This is a genomic window from uncultured Microbacterium sp., from assembly GCF_963528945.1.
Taxonomy (GTDB): domain Bacteria; phylum Actinomycetota; class Actinomycetes; order Actinomycetales; family Microbacteriaceae; genus Microbacterium.
The window spans coordinates 186,425-202,451 of the sequence record NZ_CAURWX010000003.1; the positions used below are offsets into that span (position 1 = coordinate 186,425).

The following is a 16,027-nucleotide window of genomic DNA, read 5'->3' on the forward strand; positions in this document are numbered from 1 at the left end:
CCGGGCAGATCGGAGTGTCAAGAATTATTTACATGCCGCGGATGCATCGCCCGCACACCTTCGCAGATCTGCACTTTCGCGCACCGCATCCGTCGATCCCCTGCGAGATCTTGCAGATCTGCGAGATCTCGCGGGGCGGGCCGCGCACCCTCAGATGACGTCGGCGAACACCGGATCGGGATTGCCGAAGCGGTGGGCGGTGATCGAGATCGCCTGCTCGTGCACGAACGGCAGCAGTTCGATGCGGCCGGCCGAGGTCACCTCGCCGTCGTAGACCGCGAGGTCGGGGTCGCCGTCGACCGCACGGGCGAGCGCCTCGTGCGCCGCCGCGACCGCGGGCCGCGATCCGATCAGACGGATGCGCGAGGCCCGCGTCGCAGGCACCTCCGACCCCTCGACCCCGACGTCGCGCCCACGCACGCGCGTCAACCACTCCTCATCCGTCTCCACGAACACCGCCGCGTCGAGATCACCGAGCGAGTGCCGCACCGCGGCCGGCAGCCCGGTCGGCAGCGAGAGGACGAAGCGCGCCCCGGCCCGCACGGCGGCGAGCACCGTGCGCAGCACCTCCTGCAGCGGAGCATCCGCCGTCGCCCGCAGCTCGACCGTCACCGGCCGGTAGCGGAACAGATTGCGCTCCACGCCCAACCGCGACACGTCGCGCACCTGGCCGAACTCGCGGTCCCAGGCGAGGGCATCCGAGAGCGCCGACTTGCGCAGCCACTCGAACGCCTCGAAGCCGAGCGACGGCTGCGCCGACTCGATCAGCGCGGTGATGCGCGAGTCGAGCCCGCGCAGGTGCAGGGTGCTCGACGGGGTCGACCCGGGAAGCGACCGCCACGACCCCAGCCCCAGCAGATAGTTCGGGCCGCCGGCCTTCGCCCCCGCGCCCACCGACGAGCGCTTCCACCCGCCGAACGGCTGCCGCTGCACGATCGCTCCGGTGATGCCGCGGTTGACGTAGAGATTGCCGGCCTGCACGCGGTCGAGCCACACCGCGAGGTCGTCGGGGTCCTGGGTGTGCAACCCGGCGGTCAGCCCGTAATCGACCGCGTTCTGCATCTCGATCGCCGCGTCGAGCGACGGTGCGTACATGACCCCGAGCACGGGGCCGAAGAACTCCTCGAGGTGGTACCGCGACCCCGCACGCACCCCCACGCGCACGCCCGGGCGCCACAGCCGCCCGCTGCCGTCGTCGTCGGGCGACAGCGCCGGCTCGACGAGCCACTTCTCGTCGCCCTCCAGCTCGGTGAGCGCCCAGGCCAGCTTCCCCTGCGGCTTCTCGATCACCGGCCCGACCTCGGCGAGCGGGTCGGTGGGGAAGCCGACGTGCAGCGAGCGCACCGCATCCGCCAGCTGTCGCGCGAACCGCTGCGACCGCCCGACGGATCCGACGACGATCGCGAGCGACGCCGCCGAGCACTTCTGCCCCGCGTGACCGAACGCGCTCTTCACGAGGTCGGCGACGGCGAGGTCGAGGTCGGCCGAGGGCATGATGACGATCGCGTTCTTGCCGCTCGTCTCAGCGAGCAGCGGCAGGTCGGGGCGCCACGATCGGAACAGAGCCGCCGTGTCCCACGAGCCGGTGAGGATGACCCGGTCGACGGCGTCATGGGTGAGGAGCCGCTGCCCGAGGTCGCCTTCGTCGATGTCGACGAGGGCGAGCACATCTCGCGGTACACCGGCCCGCCAGAGAATGTCGGCGATCACGGCCGCGCACCGGCGCGCCTGCGGGGCCGGCTTGAACACGACACCCGATCCCGCGGCGAGCGCAGCCAGCACGCCGCCGGCCGGGATGGCGAGCGGGAAGTTCCACGGCGGGGCGACCACGGTGACGGATGCCGGCACGAACGACGCCCCCGCGATCGCGTCGAGCTCGCGGGCCTTCGCCGCGTAGTAGCGCGCGAAGTCGACGGCCTCGCTCACCTCGACGTCGGCCTCGGCGAGCACCTTGCCGGTCTCGGATGCGGCGACCTCGATCAGCTCGCCGCGCGACGCCTCCAACGCGGCGGCGACCCGCATGAGCACCTCCGACCGATCGACCGCGGGGCGCGTGCCCCACCCCGATGCCGCGGCACCGACTCCGACGACGACGCGGTCGAGGGCATCCGCCTCGTCGATCCGCGCCGCGGCGAGCACGTCGTCACCGGCGGTCGACCCCGCGATGCGCGCACGGATGCCGGCCGCCCACTCGCGATTCGCGGGCAGGGCGGGGTCGCTGTCGGCCGTGTTGACGAACCCCGGGGCACCGCCCGCCGGGTCCACGACCTCACGCGAGGAGTACACCGCGGTCTCGAGGAACGCCTCGCCGTCGAAGCCGGATGCCTCGTCGGAGCTTCGCGAGATGCCCAGCACCGCTTTGGTGAGGTCGGCTTCCGGCAGCGGCGCGGCGGGCAGAGGACGGACCGACTCGTGAGCGGGCGCCGAACGGTCCTGCGCGCGCCGCGGTCCGGTCGCGAGGTTCGGGTCGGTCGAGCGCTCCAGGGCGTCGAGGAAACGGTCCTGCTCGCGCACGAACAGCGTCTCGTCCTCCCCCAACCGGAACGCGGCCGAGAGGAAGTTGTCGCTCGACGCGTTCTCCTCGAGCCGACGCACGAGGTAGCTGATCGCCACGTCGAACTCGGCGGGCGCGACGACCGGGACGTACAGCAGAACAGGGCCGACCTCACTCGAGACCGCCTGCACCTGCCCCTGCGCCATGCCGAGCAGCATCTCGAATTCGACGTGCTCGCGCACCCCGCGCTCACCCGCGAGCAGCCAGGCGTAGGCGATGCCGAACAGGTTGTGCCCCGCGACGCCGAGGCGTACGGCGTCCGTGTTCTCCGGCCGCAGCGCCCAGTCGAGGCAGCGCAGGTAGTTGGCGTCGGTGTCGAGCTTCGTGTCGTAGGTCGCGGGGGTCCAGCCGTGCATCGTCGCCTCGACGCGCTCCATGGCGAGGTTCGCGCCCTTCACGAGACGCACCTTGATGGGCGCGCCCCCGTGGGCGACCCGGTCGCGCGACCACGCCGTGAGCTCCTGCAGCGCAGGCAGGGCGTCGGGCAGATACGCCTGCAGCACGATGCCGGCGTGGAGTGCGGCCAGGCGCGGATCTTCGAGGATGCGCGTGAACACCGCGATCGTCAGGTCGAGGTCGCGGTACTCCTCCATGTCGAGGTTGATGAAGGTGCCGTTGTCCGCCGCCGTGAGGTAGAGCGGCAGCAGCCGCTCGACGACCCGATCGACGACCGCGTCGAACGCCCACATCGAGATGTGGCTGACCACGGCCGACACCTTCACCGACACGTAGTCGACGTCGGGGCGGCGGATGAGGTCGTGGATGCCGTCGAGCCGGCGCCGCGCCTCGGCCTCACCGAGAACCGCCTCGCCGAGCAGGTTCAGGTTGAGCCGCGCGCCCGACTCGCGGATGCGCTCGATCGCCGGCCCGAGCTTCGCGGGGCGGGCGTCGATGACGAGGTGCCCCACCATCTCGCGCAGCACGCGGCGTGCGATGGGCACCGTGGGGGCGGGCAGCACCGGGGCGATACCGCCGCCGAGCTTGACCGCGCCCTTCAGGTACCAGGGCAGGAAGTCGGGCACGATCGGGGCGAGGCGATGCAGGCGGGATGCCGCGGCACCGAGGCTCTCGGGGCGCATCACGCCGTCGACGAATCCGAGGGTGAAGGGCAGGCCGTTCTCGTCGCGCAGCACTCCGGCGAGCCGCGCTGCCGCGGGGTCGACCTCGGCCGCCGCCGCCTCGATCACCCAGCGGCGCGCGAGCTCGACGGCCCGGTCGGCGAGGGGGGCGGATGCCGCGGCATCCGGAGCGGGAGACGACGACTCTGCCATGCCTCTCACCCTAGGACCGCGCCCCCGCGCGGCCCCGTCGGCGCGCCACGCCCGTCCCCCCGCGCTCTGGGCCCGCACCCGATTGCCCCCTCCCGCCCGCACAACTTCGGAGTCGCGGCGCGCCACGCACCCCTCCCGCCCGCACAACTTCGGAGTCACGGCGCGCCGCGCCGGGGGACGGATGCCTCAACCGGGGTGTCCCGGGGCGCGCTCCGAAGTTGTGCGCGGGGCGGGTTCCGAAGTTGTGCGCGGGGGGAGCCGCGGGGCGAACCAGTCGTTGGCCGACGGCATGGTGATGAGCACGCACTGGACCGCGAGCAGCAGAGTGCCGGCGACGGCCCAGCCTCCCTGCTCCGCAGCCGAGAGCAGCACGATCATCACGAGCGCCTGCATCGTGACGATCCATCGCGTCCACGCCCTCCGACGGATGCCGCCGACGACGACCGCCGCATTGGCCACCACCCCCGCCGCGACCCCGACGACCCACACCGGGAGAACACCGCCCGTCACCAGCGCTCGTTGGGGAGCGACGATCACCAACAGGCCGCCCGCGACCCACGCCCCCACCGAAACCGCGGAGATGAGGAGCGCGAGGACCATCGTCCACGGCATCCGCTCGCGGCCGGCCACCCGCCCCGCGGCGGGCACTCGTTCTCCACCGGGCATCCGCTCCCCCGCCTGCACCCGCGTCTCCGCCTGCGCCCGCGTGGACCCGCCGTCGCGCGCCGGTCGACTGAGCCACTCGGTCATGACACTCCCCCCTCGCCGTCGCCAGACGGCATCGGGCGGACGACGCTCCGGCTCTGGGGTTCGGTCTGTCAGGGCATCGACCGGAGCAGGGCGTCTCCGCTGTGGCGCACGACTTCGGATATCGCCCGCCGACACGCCACGATAGGGCGCTGCGGCGCGGCGTGTCGAGGCCTCGCTCCGAAGTTGTGCGAGGCGTATTGATATACCGCACCACCAGGGGAAAACAGAGGCCAGACGGGCTCAGTTCCAGATGCTGGGCGCGGGCTGCCGCACGGGCGGCAGGGAAGAGGCCGCAGCCCAGTCGTGCACCCACGCGTCGATCTCGGGCACACCCTCGGGTTTGCCGACGGCCGCGAACAGCTCTTCGTTCGGAACGGTACCGCCGGTGCGGCGCAGCATGCGCGCCCGGATGATCGCCCGCGCGTACACCTCGCCCTTCACCACGGCCCGGTGTTCGAGGAACAGCGCCTTGTCGTCGTGCCCGATGAACCGCGACTGCACCTCGAACCGCTGCCAGAGCTGCAGCGACTTGCGGAAGGTGATGGTCTCGCTCGACACGACCGCGTACCAGCCGCGGTCGTTCATCGCGTCGAACAGGCCGGTGCGGATGAGCAGGTCCCACCGCCCCAGGTCGAAGAGCGACAGGTAGCGGCCGTTGTTCATGTGCCGCAGGATGTCGATGTCGGTCGGCAGGGTCGTCAGGCGGATGCTCGCCACCGCCGTCGGGTCGAGCGCCTTGCCGCGGCGCACGCGGGTGCGGGCCCGGAGGATGACGAGGAGGGTGCGCCAGATCACGTTCACGAGGATCGATCGTATTCTTCGGCGCACGATCTGCCCACATCGTTGTCGGAATCCTCCATCGCCGAGAGGGGTGTCGGGCGGGGCATCCGTCCGATTTCCAGATCGCGGATGCCGCGCGTAGAGTCACCGCATGAGCGCCGAAGCCCAGCCTGAAGTCATCGTCCGCCCGGTCCGTGATGTCGACGCGGAAGCCCTCGGTCGCGTGCACGCGCAGTGCTGGCACGAGACCTACGACCACCTCATCAGCAAGGCCGCGCTCGAGAAGATCTCGCCGCGCCGCATGGCCGAGCTCTGGACGCACTGGGCCTCGCAGGGACCCGACTTCACGATGCGCGCTGCGCTCGTCGACGGCGAGATCGTCGGCTTCGTCGGCTCGGGACCGGCCCGCGACAAGGATGCTCCCGCCCTGCGCGAGCTGTACTTCATCTACCTGCTCGACGCGTACCACGGCACCGGCATCGGCCAGAAGCTGTTCGACGCTGCGGTCGAGAAGGACGCGCCGGTCTACCTCTGGGTCGCCGAGGACAACCCCCGCGCGCACCGCTTCTACACGCGCAACGGCTTCACCCTCGACGGTGCGACGCACACCGAGCCGTTCCTCGGCGAGACGTTGACCGAGGTGCGCTTCACGCGCTGACCCCTCGAGCGGTACCGCCCGCGAACGAAGCCCCCACCTGCGAGTGTCTGCAGGTGGGGGCTTCGCCGTGAATGCGGGGGGCGCCGTCAGCGTCCGGAGACGTTGCCGAACACGCGCGCGATCGGCGCGATGACGAGCGGACGGGCGGCGGCCCAGCCGACCGCCATGACCACGAGCGAGGCGATGAACACCCCGAACCCCGTCCAGGTGACCGCGTCCTGCGCGGCGTACATGTGGTTGAGGTTGCGCAGGAAGCCGGTGAGCATGACCAGGGCGACGTGCGCCACGATGAAGATCACGAAGTAGATCATGACCGGGAAGTGCAGCTTGCGCGCCCACTCGACGGGGTACGCCCTCGACAGCCGCTCGGCCTTCTTGGGCCACATTCCCGACATGCGGAACCCGGTGATCGCGGCCAGCGGCGCCGCGATGAACACGGTCACGAAGTACGCGAGCTGCTGCAGGCTGTTGTAGTTGTTCCAGCCGTTCTCGTGCGGCCAGTCGAACGAAACGTACTGCAGCGCCGCCGACAGCGCGTTCGGGATGACCTCCCAGCTCGTCGGCACGATGCGCGCCCAGTGCCCCGTGACGAAGAGCAGCACCACGAAGATCACGCCGTTCACGAGCCAGAGCACGTCGAGCGCCTGGTGGAACCAGATCGTCAGGCTGGTCTTGCCCTTCGGGTTGTTGCGCGGCGCCCAGAACGCGGTCGGCCGCTTCTCGTGACGGATGCGCAGGCCCGAGCGGATGATCAGCACCATCAGGAAGGCGTTGAAGAAGTGCTGCCACCCGACCCACGGCGCGAAGCCGGGCTCGACGGTGACCGCGGGGGCGTACTCGCCGGGGTACGTCGCGAGGAAGTCCTGCAGTGCGGGGAGGCTGAGCAGCGCGCGCACCAGGGCGACGGCCGCGCCCGCGAGCACGCCCAGCGCGGCGGCGCCGAACAGCACGGCGATGCCCTGGGTCCACGTCGGACGCGGTCGGGCGGATGCCGCGGCCGACGCCGCGGGGGCGGCCGGGATGCGGCGCGGTGCCCGGCCGTCCCACACGGTGCGGGGCACGGCGAGGGGTGTCGCCAGATCGCGCGCCAGCACCGATCCGCTGGGAGCGACGGCCGTGGAGGCCGCGGCCGCGGGCGGCGCCTCGGCGGGTACGGGCTCGGATGTCGACGCGGGGGCCGGCGACGCGGGCGGGACGGGCGCGGGCTGGGCCGGCGCGGGAGCCTGCTCGTGCTCGTGGTCGGCTGCGGCCACGGGCGACGATGCCGTGTGGACGGTGTCGGCGGGGACAGTGTCAGCGGGCGGCCAGGGCTCGCCGCCCTGCGCGCGCGGCAGGCCGCGGCGGATGCCCGACGTCGGACCCGAGGCCGCATGAGCGTTCGCCGACGCAGCAGCCGGGGCGGAAACCGCGACGCCATCGGCGGCTACCGCTCCGGGCGCGATGACAGCGGGCACGTCGCTCGCAGCGGGCGTTGCCGACGCGGGGGCCTTCGAGACGTCGCCCTCATCGACGGTTCCGCCGTGCGCAGCGGACGCTCCGGCACCCGTCGCCGGCTCTGCACCGGCGGCGAGCGCAACGGCGGCATCGGCGGGCGGCCACGGCTCGCCACCGGGCGTGCGCGGCAGCCCCCGGCGCACCCGCTGGACGCCCGCATTCTCCGCAACCCCGGGCTCGGCAGCCCCACTCGACGCCGCTCCTGCTGCAGCATCCGCACCCGCCGCGGAGCGATCCACCTCAGGTGCGACAGCGTCCACTCGCGGCTCCGCAGCATCCACCCGCAGCTCCGCAGCACCCGCGCCGCTGGTGACGCCGGCAGCCCCGGCAATAGTCTCGACTCCATCCGGCTCGGCGTGCACGGGCATCGCCGCGACCGCGTCGTCGACGTCCCCCTCGCCCGCCGGCAGCGCGATCTCGGGAGGCCAGGGGTCGCCGCCGGCGACGCGCGGCAGACCGCGGCGCAGCATCCGGCCTTCGCGTGCCTCAGCCACCATGGCTCCCTACTTCCGGGCTTCGAGGGCGGCGATGACCTGCGGGACGACGGTGAACAGGTCTCCGACGATACCGAAGTCGGCCACATCGAAGATGGGGGCGTCTCCGTCTTTGTTGATGGCGACGATGGTCTTCGAGGTCTGCATGCCGGCGCGGTGCTGGATGGCACCCGAGATGCCCAGAGCGACGTAGAGCTGCGGCGACACCGAGACGCCGGTCTGACCGACCTGGTACGACTGCGGCACGTAGCCCGCATCGACCGCCGCACGCGAGGCCCCCACGGCGGCCCCCAGGGCATCGGCGAGGTCTTCGACCAGGGCGAACTTCTCTTTCGAGGCGAGGCCGCGGCCGCCCGAGACGACCCGGGTCGCGCCGCGCAGCTCGGGGCGGGTCGACGTCGCGGCGAGGGCTTCGACGGGGCCGACCGATGCCGCAGCCATGCCGGAGGGTTCCACCGTCAGCGCCTCGACCTCGGGGGCGGCGACCGCTGCGGCGCGCGCCTCGACCGCGCCCTGGCGCACCGTGATGACGGGGGCGCGGAAGGTCGCGGCCGCATCGACGAGGTACGAGCCGCCGTAGACGGAGTGGTGGGCGACGACGCCCTCGTCGTCGCGCGAGACGCCGACGACGTCGACGCAGAGCGCGAGCCGCGCGCGGGCGGCGAAGCGACCGGCGACATCCCGCCCGGCGATCGAGTGCGAGGCCAGCACGGCGTCGGGCTGCACCTGCGCGAAGGCGGCATGCAGCGCGTCGACGACCGGAACGGTCAGCACGGTCGGGTCACCGTCGGCGGTCAGCACGACGGATGCTCCGACGGCAGCCGCCTGTGTGGGCGCTTCCCCCGACCCGCCGACGATCAGCGCGACGGGCGTGCCGATGGTCGAGGCGGCGCCGAGGAGGGCGGCGGCGCTGCTGGCGATGCCGCCGGACGGGTCGACATCGACCAGCACGAGCACGGGGTTCTCGGGACGATTCATCTCACACCAGCCTGTTCTGCACGAGGTAGTCAACGAGCTGCTGGGCGGCGTCGCCCTCATCGACGATCTTCACGCCCGCCGCACGCGGTGGCTTCTCCGACACCGCGGTCATGATCGAGCGCGGCGCGACCGCCGGGTCGGCCGAGACACCCAGATCATCGAGCGACACGACCTCGAGAGGCTTCTTCTTCGCGGCCATGATGCCCTTGAAGTTGGGGAACCGGGCATCCGGCATCGCCTCGGTGACCGAGATGACGGCGGGCAGCGCGGCGGTGACCGTCTGCGACCCGAAGTCGGTGGCGCGCGTGCCGGTCACGGCATCCGCCCCGATCTCGACGGCCGTGAGCGCGGTCGCCTGTGTCCAGCCCAGGTGCTCGGCGAGCATGGCCGGCATCACGCCGCCCGTACCGTCGGTCGACAGGTTGCCGGTGATGACGAGGTCGGGCTCCCCCCGGCGGATGGCGGCGGCGAGCACCTCGGCGGTGAGGCCGAGGTCGGCGCCCCGCAACTGCTCGTCGGCGATGTGCACGGCCGACGCCGCTCCGATCGCGAGCGCCCGACGCACCGATGCGGTCGAGCCCTCCGGAGCCATCGACACGGCCACGACCTCGGTGCCCTCGTGCGCGTCGGCGTACGTCAGCGCGACCTCGAGGGCGCGTTCGGTGATCTCGTCGAGCACCAGGTCTCCCGCGGCGCGGTCGGCCAGACCGGTCTCGAGATCGAGTCTGCGATCGCCGTAGGTGTCCGGCACCTCTTTGACCAGGACGAAGATCTTCATCGAATGCTCCTCACGACTGTGTCGATTCTAGTCCTGCGACACTGCGTCTCAGGCGAGCTGAAACCCAGAACCAGCGGCTCGGCGGCCCAGGGTCGGCACGCCGCGCCCGGTACCGTAGAGGCGTGGCCCGTCCCCGTCCGCTGCCCGTGGATCCGCTCGCCGAGGCGAAGCGGCAGTGGCTCGCGCACGGATGGGCGGATGCCGCCGACGGCATGGCGCTGGTGACCTCGGTCATGCGGGCTCAGCAGTTGCTGCTCGCGCGGGTCGACGCGGCCCTCAAGCCGTTCGGGCTGAGCTTCGCCCGCTACGAAGTGCTGCGACTGCTCGGGTTCAGCCGCGAAGGCCGCTTGCCGCTGTCGAGCGTCGTCGCCCGCCTGCAGGTGCATGCCACCACGGTCACGAGCACCGCCGACCGCCTCGTGCGCGACGGCCTCATCGTGCGCGAACCGCACCCCCACGACGGTCGCGCGGCCCTGCTCGCCCTCACCCCGGCCGGCCGCGACCTGGTCGAGCGCGCGACCACCGCGCTGAACGCCGACGTCTTCTCCTCGCCCGGCATCGACGCAGGCGACGCCGCCGAACTCGTGGCGATCGTCGCGCGGCTGCGCAAGCACGCCGGCGACTTCACCGACCCGCGCCCTGCACCCGACCCGCTCTGACATGGCCCGCTTCGTGCTCGAGACCGTGATCGCCGCGCCGGCGGCCGCGGTCTTCGCCGCCTCGCTCGACCCCGATCTGCACGTGCGGTCGATGGCGGCGCACGGCGAGACGATGGTCGAGGCACCGGCGGGCGGCGTGTTCACCGAGGGGTCGACGGTCACCTGGCGGGCGCGGCACTTCGGCATCCCGTTCCGGCTGCGGTCGCGGGTGTTCGACATCGACGCGCCGCGCGGCTTCCGCGACCGGCAGATCGCCGGGCCGTTCGCCTCGTTCCTGCACGAGCACACCTTCGCGGAGCATCCGCAGGGCACGCTCATGCGCGACGTCGTGACCTTCCGTTCGCCCTTCGGCCTGCTCGGCCGTCTCGTCGACCGCGTGGTCATGCGGGCGCATCTGCGGCGTGTGATCGCCGAGCGCAACCGCACGCTCGTCGCGGAGCTGACGCAGGCATCCGGCCGCGAGTCCGACACCCCGGCCCCGGACAGCGCCTGACCCGCGGCCCCCTCGGCCCTCACCCCTGTCTCGCCCTGCCCGCCCGGGCGTACCCTGAGCGCATGAGCGAACTGCGCCTCCACACCACCCTCGTGCGCCGCGGACCCGCCGCCGCGCTCCTTCTCGACGACGAGCAGGTCGCGGCTCTCGGCGCGGGCAAGACCTTCCCCGTCGCGGTGACGATCGACGGTCGTACCGCCCGACTGCGACTGGCACGCATGGGCGGTGAGAACATGATCGGCTTCAACAAGGCCGTGCGCGCCGAGATGGGTGTCGACATCGATCAGGAGGTCGACGCGGTGATCACGGTCGATGCCGAGGACCGCACCGTCGAGGTGCCGCCCGCCCTCGCCGCCGCGCTCGACGCCGATCCCACCCTGCGGGCCGCGTTCGACGCCCTCAGCTACAGCACGCGCAAGGAGCACGCCCGCTCCGTCGCCGACGCGAAGCAGGACGCGACCCGCGACCGCCGCATCGCGAAGATCGTCGAGACGCTGCGCGGCTGACCCGCTCCGCCAGCGAATCACCCGCCCCGCGTCGTCGCGGGGCATCAGCGGTGGCGGAAGTCGGGCTGCCGCTTCTCGCGGAACGCGGCCATGCCCTCCTTCTGGTCGTCGGTGTCGAACAGCGACGCGAACGCCTGCTTCTCGTGGGCGAGTCCCTCGGCGAGGCCCGTCTCCATCGCCGTGTCGAGGGCGGCCTTGGCGGCGTATACCGACGGCAGCGACTTCGACGCGATGGTCTCGGCCAGCGTCTCGGCCTCGGACAGCAGGTCGGATGCCGCCACCACCCGCGACACGAGACCGATCCGCTCGGCCTCGGCGGCGTCGATGATGCGCCCGGAGAGCACGAGTTCGGCCGCCTTGTAGTAGCCGACCGCGCGGATCAGGCGCTGTGTGCCGCCCATCCCGGGGATCACGCCGAGGTTGATCTCGGGCTGCCCGAACCGGGCGGTGTCGGCGGCGAGGATGATGTCGCACATCATCGCGAGCTCGCAGCCACCGCCGAGCGCGAAGCCCGAGACGGCGGCGATCACCGGGGTGCGCACGGCGGCGAAGTCGCTCCAGGAGCCGAAGTGGTCGGTGGCGAGCATGTCGGCCGCGGTCATGCCCTCCATCTCCTTGATGTCGGCTCCGGCGGCGAACGCCTTCTCCGACCCGGTGACGACGATCGCGCCCACCCCGGGGTCGGCGTCGAAGGCGACCGCCGCGGCGGTGACCTCCTCCGAGACCCGGCTGTTGAGGGCGTTGAGGGCCTGGGGGCGATTCAGGGTGATCCACCCCACCCGTCCGCGCTGCTCGACCAGGATCGTCTCGTACTGATTCATCGGATGCTCCGCCTCCACGTCGTCGTCGGTCCTCTCAGTCTGTCGGCTGGCGCGCGCGGCGTCACACCGACCCGTCGCGGATGTCGGTGATGATGCCGGAGAAGTCGCGGCCGGCCCCGTCGCCCGCGGCGTAGGCGGCGTAGAGCTGCTGGGCGAGGCGACCCATCCGGGCATCCGTGGAGGTCTGCTCGATCGCCTGCAGCGCGAGTCCGAGGTCCTTCGCCATCAGCGCTCCGGCGAACCCCGGCTGGTAGTCGCGGTTCGCGGGGCTCGTCGGCACCGGACCGGGTACGGGGCAGTTGGTGGTGATCGACCAGCACTGTCCCGAGGCCTGCGACACGACCTCGAACAGCGCCTGGTGCTCGAGTCCGAGGCGCTCGCCCAGCACGAACGCCTCGGCGACGGCGATCTGCGACACCGCGAGGATCATGTTGTTGCAGACCTTCGCGGCCTGCCCGAGCCCGGGGCCGCCGCAGTGCACGATGCGCTTCCCCATCGTCTCGAGCAGCGGCCGCGCCACGGCGACATCGTCGTCGCTGCCGCCGACCATGAAGGCGAGCGTGCCGTTCTCCGCACCGACGACCCCGCCGGACACGGGCGCGTCGATGTTGCGGTGCCCCGCGGCGAGCGCGAGGGCGTGCGCGGCGCGGGCCTCGTCGACGGCGATCGTCGACGACTCGATGAAGAGGGTGCCGGGGCGGGCAGCGGCGAGCAGCTCGTTCCGGTACGCGTCGAGCACATGCTTTCCGGCGGGGAACATCGTGATCACGACGTCGGCGTCGGCCACGGCATCCGCCCCGCTCGCGGCGACCCGGATGCCGGCGGCCGTGGCCGCGTGGACGGCGGCGGGAACGAGGTCGAAGCCGTGCACCTCGTGCCCGGCCTTCTGGAGGTTCACCGCCATCGGCAGCCCCATGTGGCCGAGACCGAGGAACGCGACGCGCGTCATGATGCGCTCCGCATCGAGGTGGAGCCGGCGGGGCGGAGCATCTCGCGTCCGACGATCAGCCGCATGATCTCGTTGGTGCCCTCGAGGATCTGGTGCACCCGAAGGTCGCGCACGACCTTCTCGATGCCGTAGTCCTGCAGGTAGCCGTAGCCGCCGTGCAGCTGCAGCGCGCGGTTGGCGACGTCGAAGCCGGCGTCGGTGGCGAAGCGCTTGGCCATCGCGCAGCGCATCGTCGCATCGGGCGCCTTCGCATCGACGGCTTCGGCGCCGTCGCGCACCATGAGGCGTGCGGCCTGCAGGTCGGTGCGCATGTCGGCGATCTGGAACAGGATCGACTGCTTCTCGGCCAACGGTTCGCCGAACGCGAGGCGCTCGTGCACGTACTGCACGGCACGGTCGAGCGCCCACTGCGCGCCGCCGAGCGAGCAGGCGGCGATGTTGAGGCGCCCGCCGTTGAGCGCCGACATCGCGATGCGGAAGCCGCGGCCCTCCTCGCCGAGCAGGGCGGATGCCGGCACCCGCACGCCGTCGAAGATCACCTGCCGCGTGGGCTGGGCGTGCCAGCCCATCTTCTTCTCGAGGGAGCCGAAGCTCAGCCCCTCGGCGTCGCCGGGCACGAGGAACGCGCTGATGCCGTCGGCGCCGGGCCCCCCGCTGCGCGCCATCACGACGTACACGGCGGCCTCGCCCGCCCCCGAGATGAACTGCTTGACGCCGTTCAGCACGAAGTCGTCGCCGTCGCGCACTGCGCTCGTGGCGATGTTCGCGGCGTCCGATCCCGCCCCCGGCTCGGTGAGGCAGTATCCGCCGAAGGCCGCCATGGTGGTGAGGTCGGGCATCCAGCGGGCGATCTGCTCGTCGGTGCCGTAGGTGTCGATCATCCACGCCACCATGTTGTGGATCGAGATGTACGCGGCGACCGCGGGGTCGGCCTGCGCGAGCTCTTCGAAGATCGCGACGGTGTCGGCACGGCTGAGCCCCGAACCGCCCGACTCCTCGCGCACGTAGATGCCGCCGAGCCCGAGCTCGCCGCCGCGGCCGAGCGACTCCCGGGGGAAGATGTGCTGCTCGTCGCGTTCGAGGGCATGCGGGGCGAGTTCCGCGTCGGCGAACTCGCGGACCGCCTCGAGGATAGCCTGGCGCTCCTCGGCGGTGGTGGTGGTGACGGAGGTCATGGTCATCGTCGACTCCTCGGGTGGGTGGCTCGTGGCCGGGTCAGTGCATGGTGGGGATGACGAAGCTGGCACCCTCGCGGATGCCGGAGGGCCAGCGGCTCGTCACCGTCTTGGTCTTCGTGTAGAAGCGGAAGGCGTCGGCGCCGTGCTGGTTGAGGTCGCCGAAACCGCTGCGCTTCCAGCCGCCGAACGTGTAGTACGCGATGGGCACGGGGATCGGCACATTGACCCCGACCATCCCCACCTCGACGCGGGCCGCGAAGTCGCGCGCCGCATCGCCGTCGCGCGTGAAGATCGCGACGCCGTTGCCGTACTCGTGCTCCGAGGCCATGCGCAGCGCCTCCTCGTAGTCGTCGGCGCGGGCGATGACGAGCACCGGTCCGAAGATCTCCTCGCGGTAGATCGCCATGTCGGTCGTGACGTGGTCGAAGAGCGTCGGGCCCAGGTAGAAGCCCTCCTCGTAGCCGGCGACCGAGAACCCGCGACCGTCGGCGAGCAGCGTCGCGCCCTCGTCGACACCCTGCTGGATGTACCCCTCGACGCGTTCCACCGCGGCGCGGGTCACCAGCGGACCGTAGTCGACATCGGGCGACAGGGCCGGGCCCACGCGCAGGCGCTGGACGCGTTCGACGAGCTTGGCGGCGAGAGCATCCGCCGTCGCCTGCCCGACCGGCACGGCGACGGAGATGGCCATGCAGCGTTCGCCCGCCGACCCGTATCCCGAACCGATCAGCGCGTCGGCGGCCTGGTCGAGGTCGGCGTCCGGCAAGACGATCATGTGGTTCTTCGCGCCGCCGAAGCATTGCGCGCGCTTGCCGTTCGCGGCGGCGGTGGCGTAGATGTACTCGGCGATCGGCGTCGAGCCGACGAAGCCGACCGCGCGGATGCGGTCGTCGGTCAGCAGCGTGTCGACCGCCTCCTTGTCGCCGTGCACGACATTGAGCACGCCGGACGGGAGTCCCGCTTCGAGGAACAGTTCGGCCAGGCGCACCGGCACCGAGGGGTCGCGCTCGCTGGGCTTGAGCACGACCGCGTTGCCGGCGGCGAGCGCGGGACCCGCCTTCCAGAGGGGGATCATCGCGGGGAAGTTGAACGGGGTGATGGCGGCGACCACGCCGAGCGGCTGCCGCATCGAGTACACGTCGATGCCCGTGCCGGCGTCGGTGGAGTACTCGCCCTTGAGCAGGTGCGGCGCACCGGCGGCGAACTCGACGACCTCCAACCCGCGCTGGATGTCGCCCTTCGCGTCGTCGACGGTCTTGCCGTGCTCGCTCGCCAGCATCTCCGCGAGCGACTGCATCTCGCGCTGCACGAGGTCGAGGAAGCGCAGCAGCACGCGCGCCCGCTTCTGAGGGTTCGTCGCCGCCCATCCGGGCTGGGCGGCCTCGGCGACGTCGATCGCCGCGCGCACCTCATCGGCCGAGGCGAGCGGTACCCGGGCCTGCACGGCGCCGGAGCTCGGGTCGAACACGTCGGCGAACCGCCCCTCGGTCGGAGCGTGGAGCGATCCGCCAAGGAAATGGGGAATGGTGCGAGTCATTGTGTGACATCCCTTCGTGCCGTCGTTGGCACAACAGGAGTTTACTTCGATGGCCGCTCATTTACTAGGGCGTCCATGTATCTGTCGATCGTGCTCGTCCGGGCCGTTCGTGCGGCGTTCACCGACG

General features: G+C 71.8%; 14 protein-coding genes. 4 read left to right on the forward strand and 10 right to left on the reverse strand.

Translation table 11 applies throughout. The features are described from left to right. Nucleotides 1-150: 150 nt before the first annotated feature. From RWS82_RS10815 to RWS82_RS10825, 3 genes are all read right to left on the reverse strand, one after another. Nucleotides 151-3,825 (reverse strand): bifunctional proline dehydrogenase/L-glutamate gamma-semialdehyde dehydrogenase, encoded by a 3,675-nt coding sequence (locus RWS82_RS10815; protein WP_314649977.1) that lies wholly within the window; start codon nt 3,823-3,825, stop codon nt 151-153. 186 nt (nt 3,826-4,011) lie between these two features. Then, nucleotides 4,012-4,575 (reverse strand): hypothetical protein, encoded by a 564-nt coding sequence (locus RWS82_RS10820; protein WP_314649979.1) that lies wholly within the window; start codon nt 4,573-4,575, stop codon nt 4,012-4,014. A gap of 240 nt (nt 4,576-4,815) precedes the next feature. Beyond that, nucleotides 4,816-5,376 carry an acyl-CoA thioesterase gene (locus RWS82_RS10825; protein WP_314649982.1) on the reverse strand — a complete coding sequence of 187 codons (561 nt, stop codon included), beginning with the start codon at nt 5,374-5,376 and terminating at the stop codon, nt 4,816-4,818. A gap of 130 nt (nt 5,377-5,506) precedes the next feature. Between RWS82_RS10825 and RWS82_RS10830 the strand changes: the two genes are divergently transcribed. Next, nucleotides 5,507-6,013: a GNAT family N-acetyltransferase gene (locus tag RWS82_RS10830; RefSeq protein ID WP_314649985.1), complete on the forward strand. Its 507-nt coding sequence runs from the start codon at nt 5,507-5,509 to the stop codon at nt 6,011-6,013. Nucleotides 6,014-6,099: 86 nt separating this feature from the next. Here the strand turns inward: RWS82_RS10830 and RWS82_RS10835 are convergent, their stop codons facing one another. Genes RWS82_RS10835 through RWS82_RS10845 form a run of 3 tightly spaced genes read right to left on the reverse strand, consistent with a single transcriptional unit; the run spans nt 6,100 to nt 9,757 of the window. Next, nucleotides 6,100-8,004: a cytochrome b/b6 domain-containing protein gene (locus RWS82_RS10835; RefSeq protein ID WP_314649988.1), complete on the reverse strand. Its 1,905-nt coding sequence runs from the start codon at nt 8,002-8,004 to the stop codon at nt 6,100-6,102. A 6-nt stretch (nt 8,005-8,010) separates the two neighbouring features. After that, entirely contained in the window at nt 8,011-8,979 is a 969-nt protein-coding gene (locus tag RWS82_RS10840; protein WP_314649990.1) for an electron transfer flavoprotein subunit alpha/FixB family protein, read from the reverse strand. Nucleotide 8,980: 1 nt separating this feature from the next. Continuing rightward, nucleotides 8,981-9,757, reverse strand: coding sequence for an electron transfer flavoprotein subunit beta/FixA family protein (locus RWS82_RS10845; protein WP_314649993.1), 777 nt, complete (start codon nt 9,755-9,757; stop codon nt 8,981-8,983). Between the two features lie 122 nt (nt 9,758-9,879). On the opposite strand from RWS82_RS10845, the gene RWS82_RS10850 reads away from it, so the two are divergent. The 3 genes from RWS82_RS10850 (at nt 9,880) to RWS82_RS10860 (ending at nt 11,415) form a co-directional block, all read left to right on the forward strand. Continuing rightward, entirely contained in the window at nt 9,880-10,416 is a 537-nt protein-coding gene (locus RWS82_RS10850; RefSeq protein WP_314649995.1) for a MarR family transcriptional regulator, read from the forward strand. 1 nt (nt 10,417) lies between these two features. Beyond that, a complete protein-coding gene (locus RWS82_RS10855; protein ID WP_314649998.1) occupies nt 10,418-10,909 on the forward strand; it encodes an SRPBCC family protein in 492 nt (163 codons plus the stop codon). Between the two features lie 62 nt (nt 10,910-10,971). Continuing rightward, the gene (locus RWS82_RS10860; RefSeq protein ID WP_314650002.1) at nt 10,972-11,415 is read left to right on the forward strand and encodes a YdeI/OmpD-associated family protein; all 444 of its coding nucleotides are present in this window, start codon (nt 10,972-10,974) and stop codon (nt 11,413-11,415) included. A 44-nt stretch (nt 11,416-11,459) separates the two neighbouring features. Here the strand turns inward: RWS82_RS10860 and RWS82_RS10865 are convergent, their stop codons facing one another. The 4 genes from RWS82_RS10865 to RWS82_RS10880 form a co-directional block, all read right to left on the reverse strand. Beyond that, on the reverse strand, nt 11,460-12,236 hold the full coding sequence (locus RWS82_RS10865) for an enoyl-CoA hydratase (protein ID WP_314650003.1): 777 nt from the start codon (nt 12,234-12,236) through the stop codon (nt 11,460-11,462). 61 nt (nt 12,237-12,297) lie between these two features. After that, nucleotides 12,298-13,185, reverse strand: coding sequence for a 3-hydroxyisobutyrate dehydrogenase (mmsB, locus tag RWS82_RS10870; RefSeq protein ID WP_314650007.1), 888 nt, complete (start codon nt 13,183-13,185; stop codon nt 12,298-12,300). Next, nucleotides 13,182-14,366 (reverse strand): acyl-CoA dehydrogenase family protein, encoded by a 1,185-nt coding sequence (locus RWS82_RS10875; RefSeq protein ID WP_314650010.1) that lies wholly within the window; start codon nt 14,364-14,366, stop codon nt 13,182-13,184. Before RWS82_RS10875 ends, mmsB begins: the two co-directional genes overlap by 4 nt. A gap of 34 nt (nt 14,367-14,400) precedes the next feature. Further along, nucleotides 14,401-15,900, reverse strand: a complete 1,500-nt coding sequence (locus RWS82_RS10880; protein ID WP_314650012.1) for a CoA-acylating methylmalonate-semialdehyde dehydrogenase — start codon at nt 15,898-15,900, stop codon at nt 14,401-14,403. Nucleotides 15,901-16,027: the final 127 nt, after the last annotated feature.

What these genes read in the sequence shown, in the direction of transcription:
- RWS82_RS10815 (WP_314649977.1), bottom strand. Translation starts at nt 3,825, where the DNA reads ATGGCAGAGTCGTCGTCTCCCGCTCCGGATGCCGCGGCATCCGCCCCC.
- RWS82_RS10820 (WP_314649979.1), bottom strand. Translation starts at nt 4,575, where the DNA reads ATGACCGAGTGGCTCAGTCGACCGGCGCGCGACGGCGGGTCCACGCGG.
- RWS82_RS10830 (WP_314649985.1), top strand. Translation starts at nt 5,507, where the DNA reads ATGAGCGCCGAAGCCCAGCCTGAAGTCATCGTCCGCCCGGTCCGTGAT.
- RWS82_RS10835 (WP_314649988.1), bottom strand. Translation starts at nt 8,004, where the DNA reads ATGGTGGCTGAGGCACGCGAAGGCCGGATGCTGCGCCGCGGTCTGCCG.
- RWS82_RS10840 (WP_314649990.1), bottom strand. Translation starts at nt 8,979, where the DNA reads ATGAATCGTCCCGAGAACCCCGTGCTCGTGCTGGTCGATGTCGACCCG.
- RWS82_RS10845 (WP_314649993.1), bottom strand. Translation starts at nt 9,757, where the DNA reads ATGAAGATCTTCGTCCTGGTCAAAGAGGTGCCGGACACCTACGGCGAT.
- RWS82_RS10855 (WP_314649998.1), top strand. Translation starts at nt 10,418, where the DNA reads ATGGCCCGCTTCGTGCTCGAGACCGTGATCGCCGCGCCGGCGGCCGCG.
- RWS82_RS10860 (WP_314650002.1), top strand. Translation starts at nt 10,972, where the DNA reads ATGAGCGAACTGCGCCTCCACACCACCCTCGTGCGCCGCGGACCCGCC.
- RWS82_RS10865 (WP_314650003.1), bottom strand. Translation starts at nt 12,236, where the DNA reads ATGAATCAGTACGAGACGATCCTGGTCGAGCAGCGCGGACGGGTGGGG.
- mmsB (WP_314650007.1), bottom strand. Translation starts at nt 13,185, where the DNA reads ATGACGCGCGTCGCGTTCCTCGGTCTCGGCCACATGGGGCTGCCGATG.
- RWS82_RS10875 (WP_314650010.1), bottom strand. Translation starts at nt 14,366, where the DNA reads ATGACCATGACCTCCGTCACCACCACCACCGCCGAGGAGCGCCAGGCT.
- RWS82_RS10880 (WP_314650012.1), bottom strand. Translation starts at nt 15,900, where the DNA reads ATGACTCGCACCATTCCCCATTTCCTTGGCGGATCGCTCCACGCTCCG.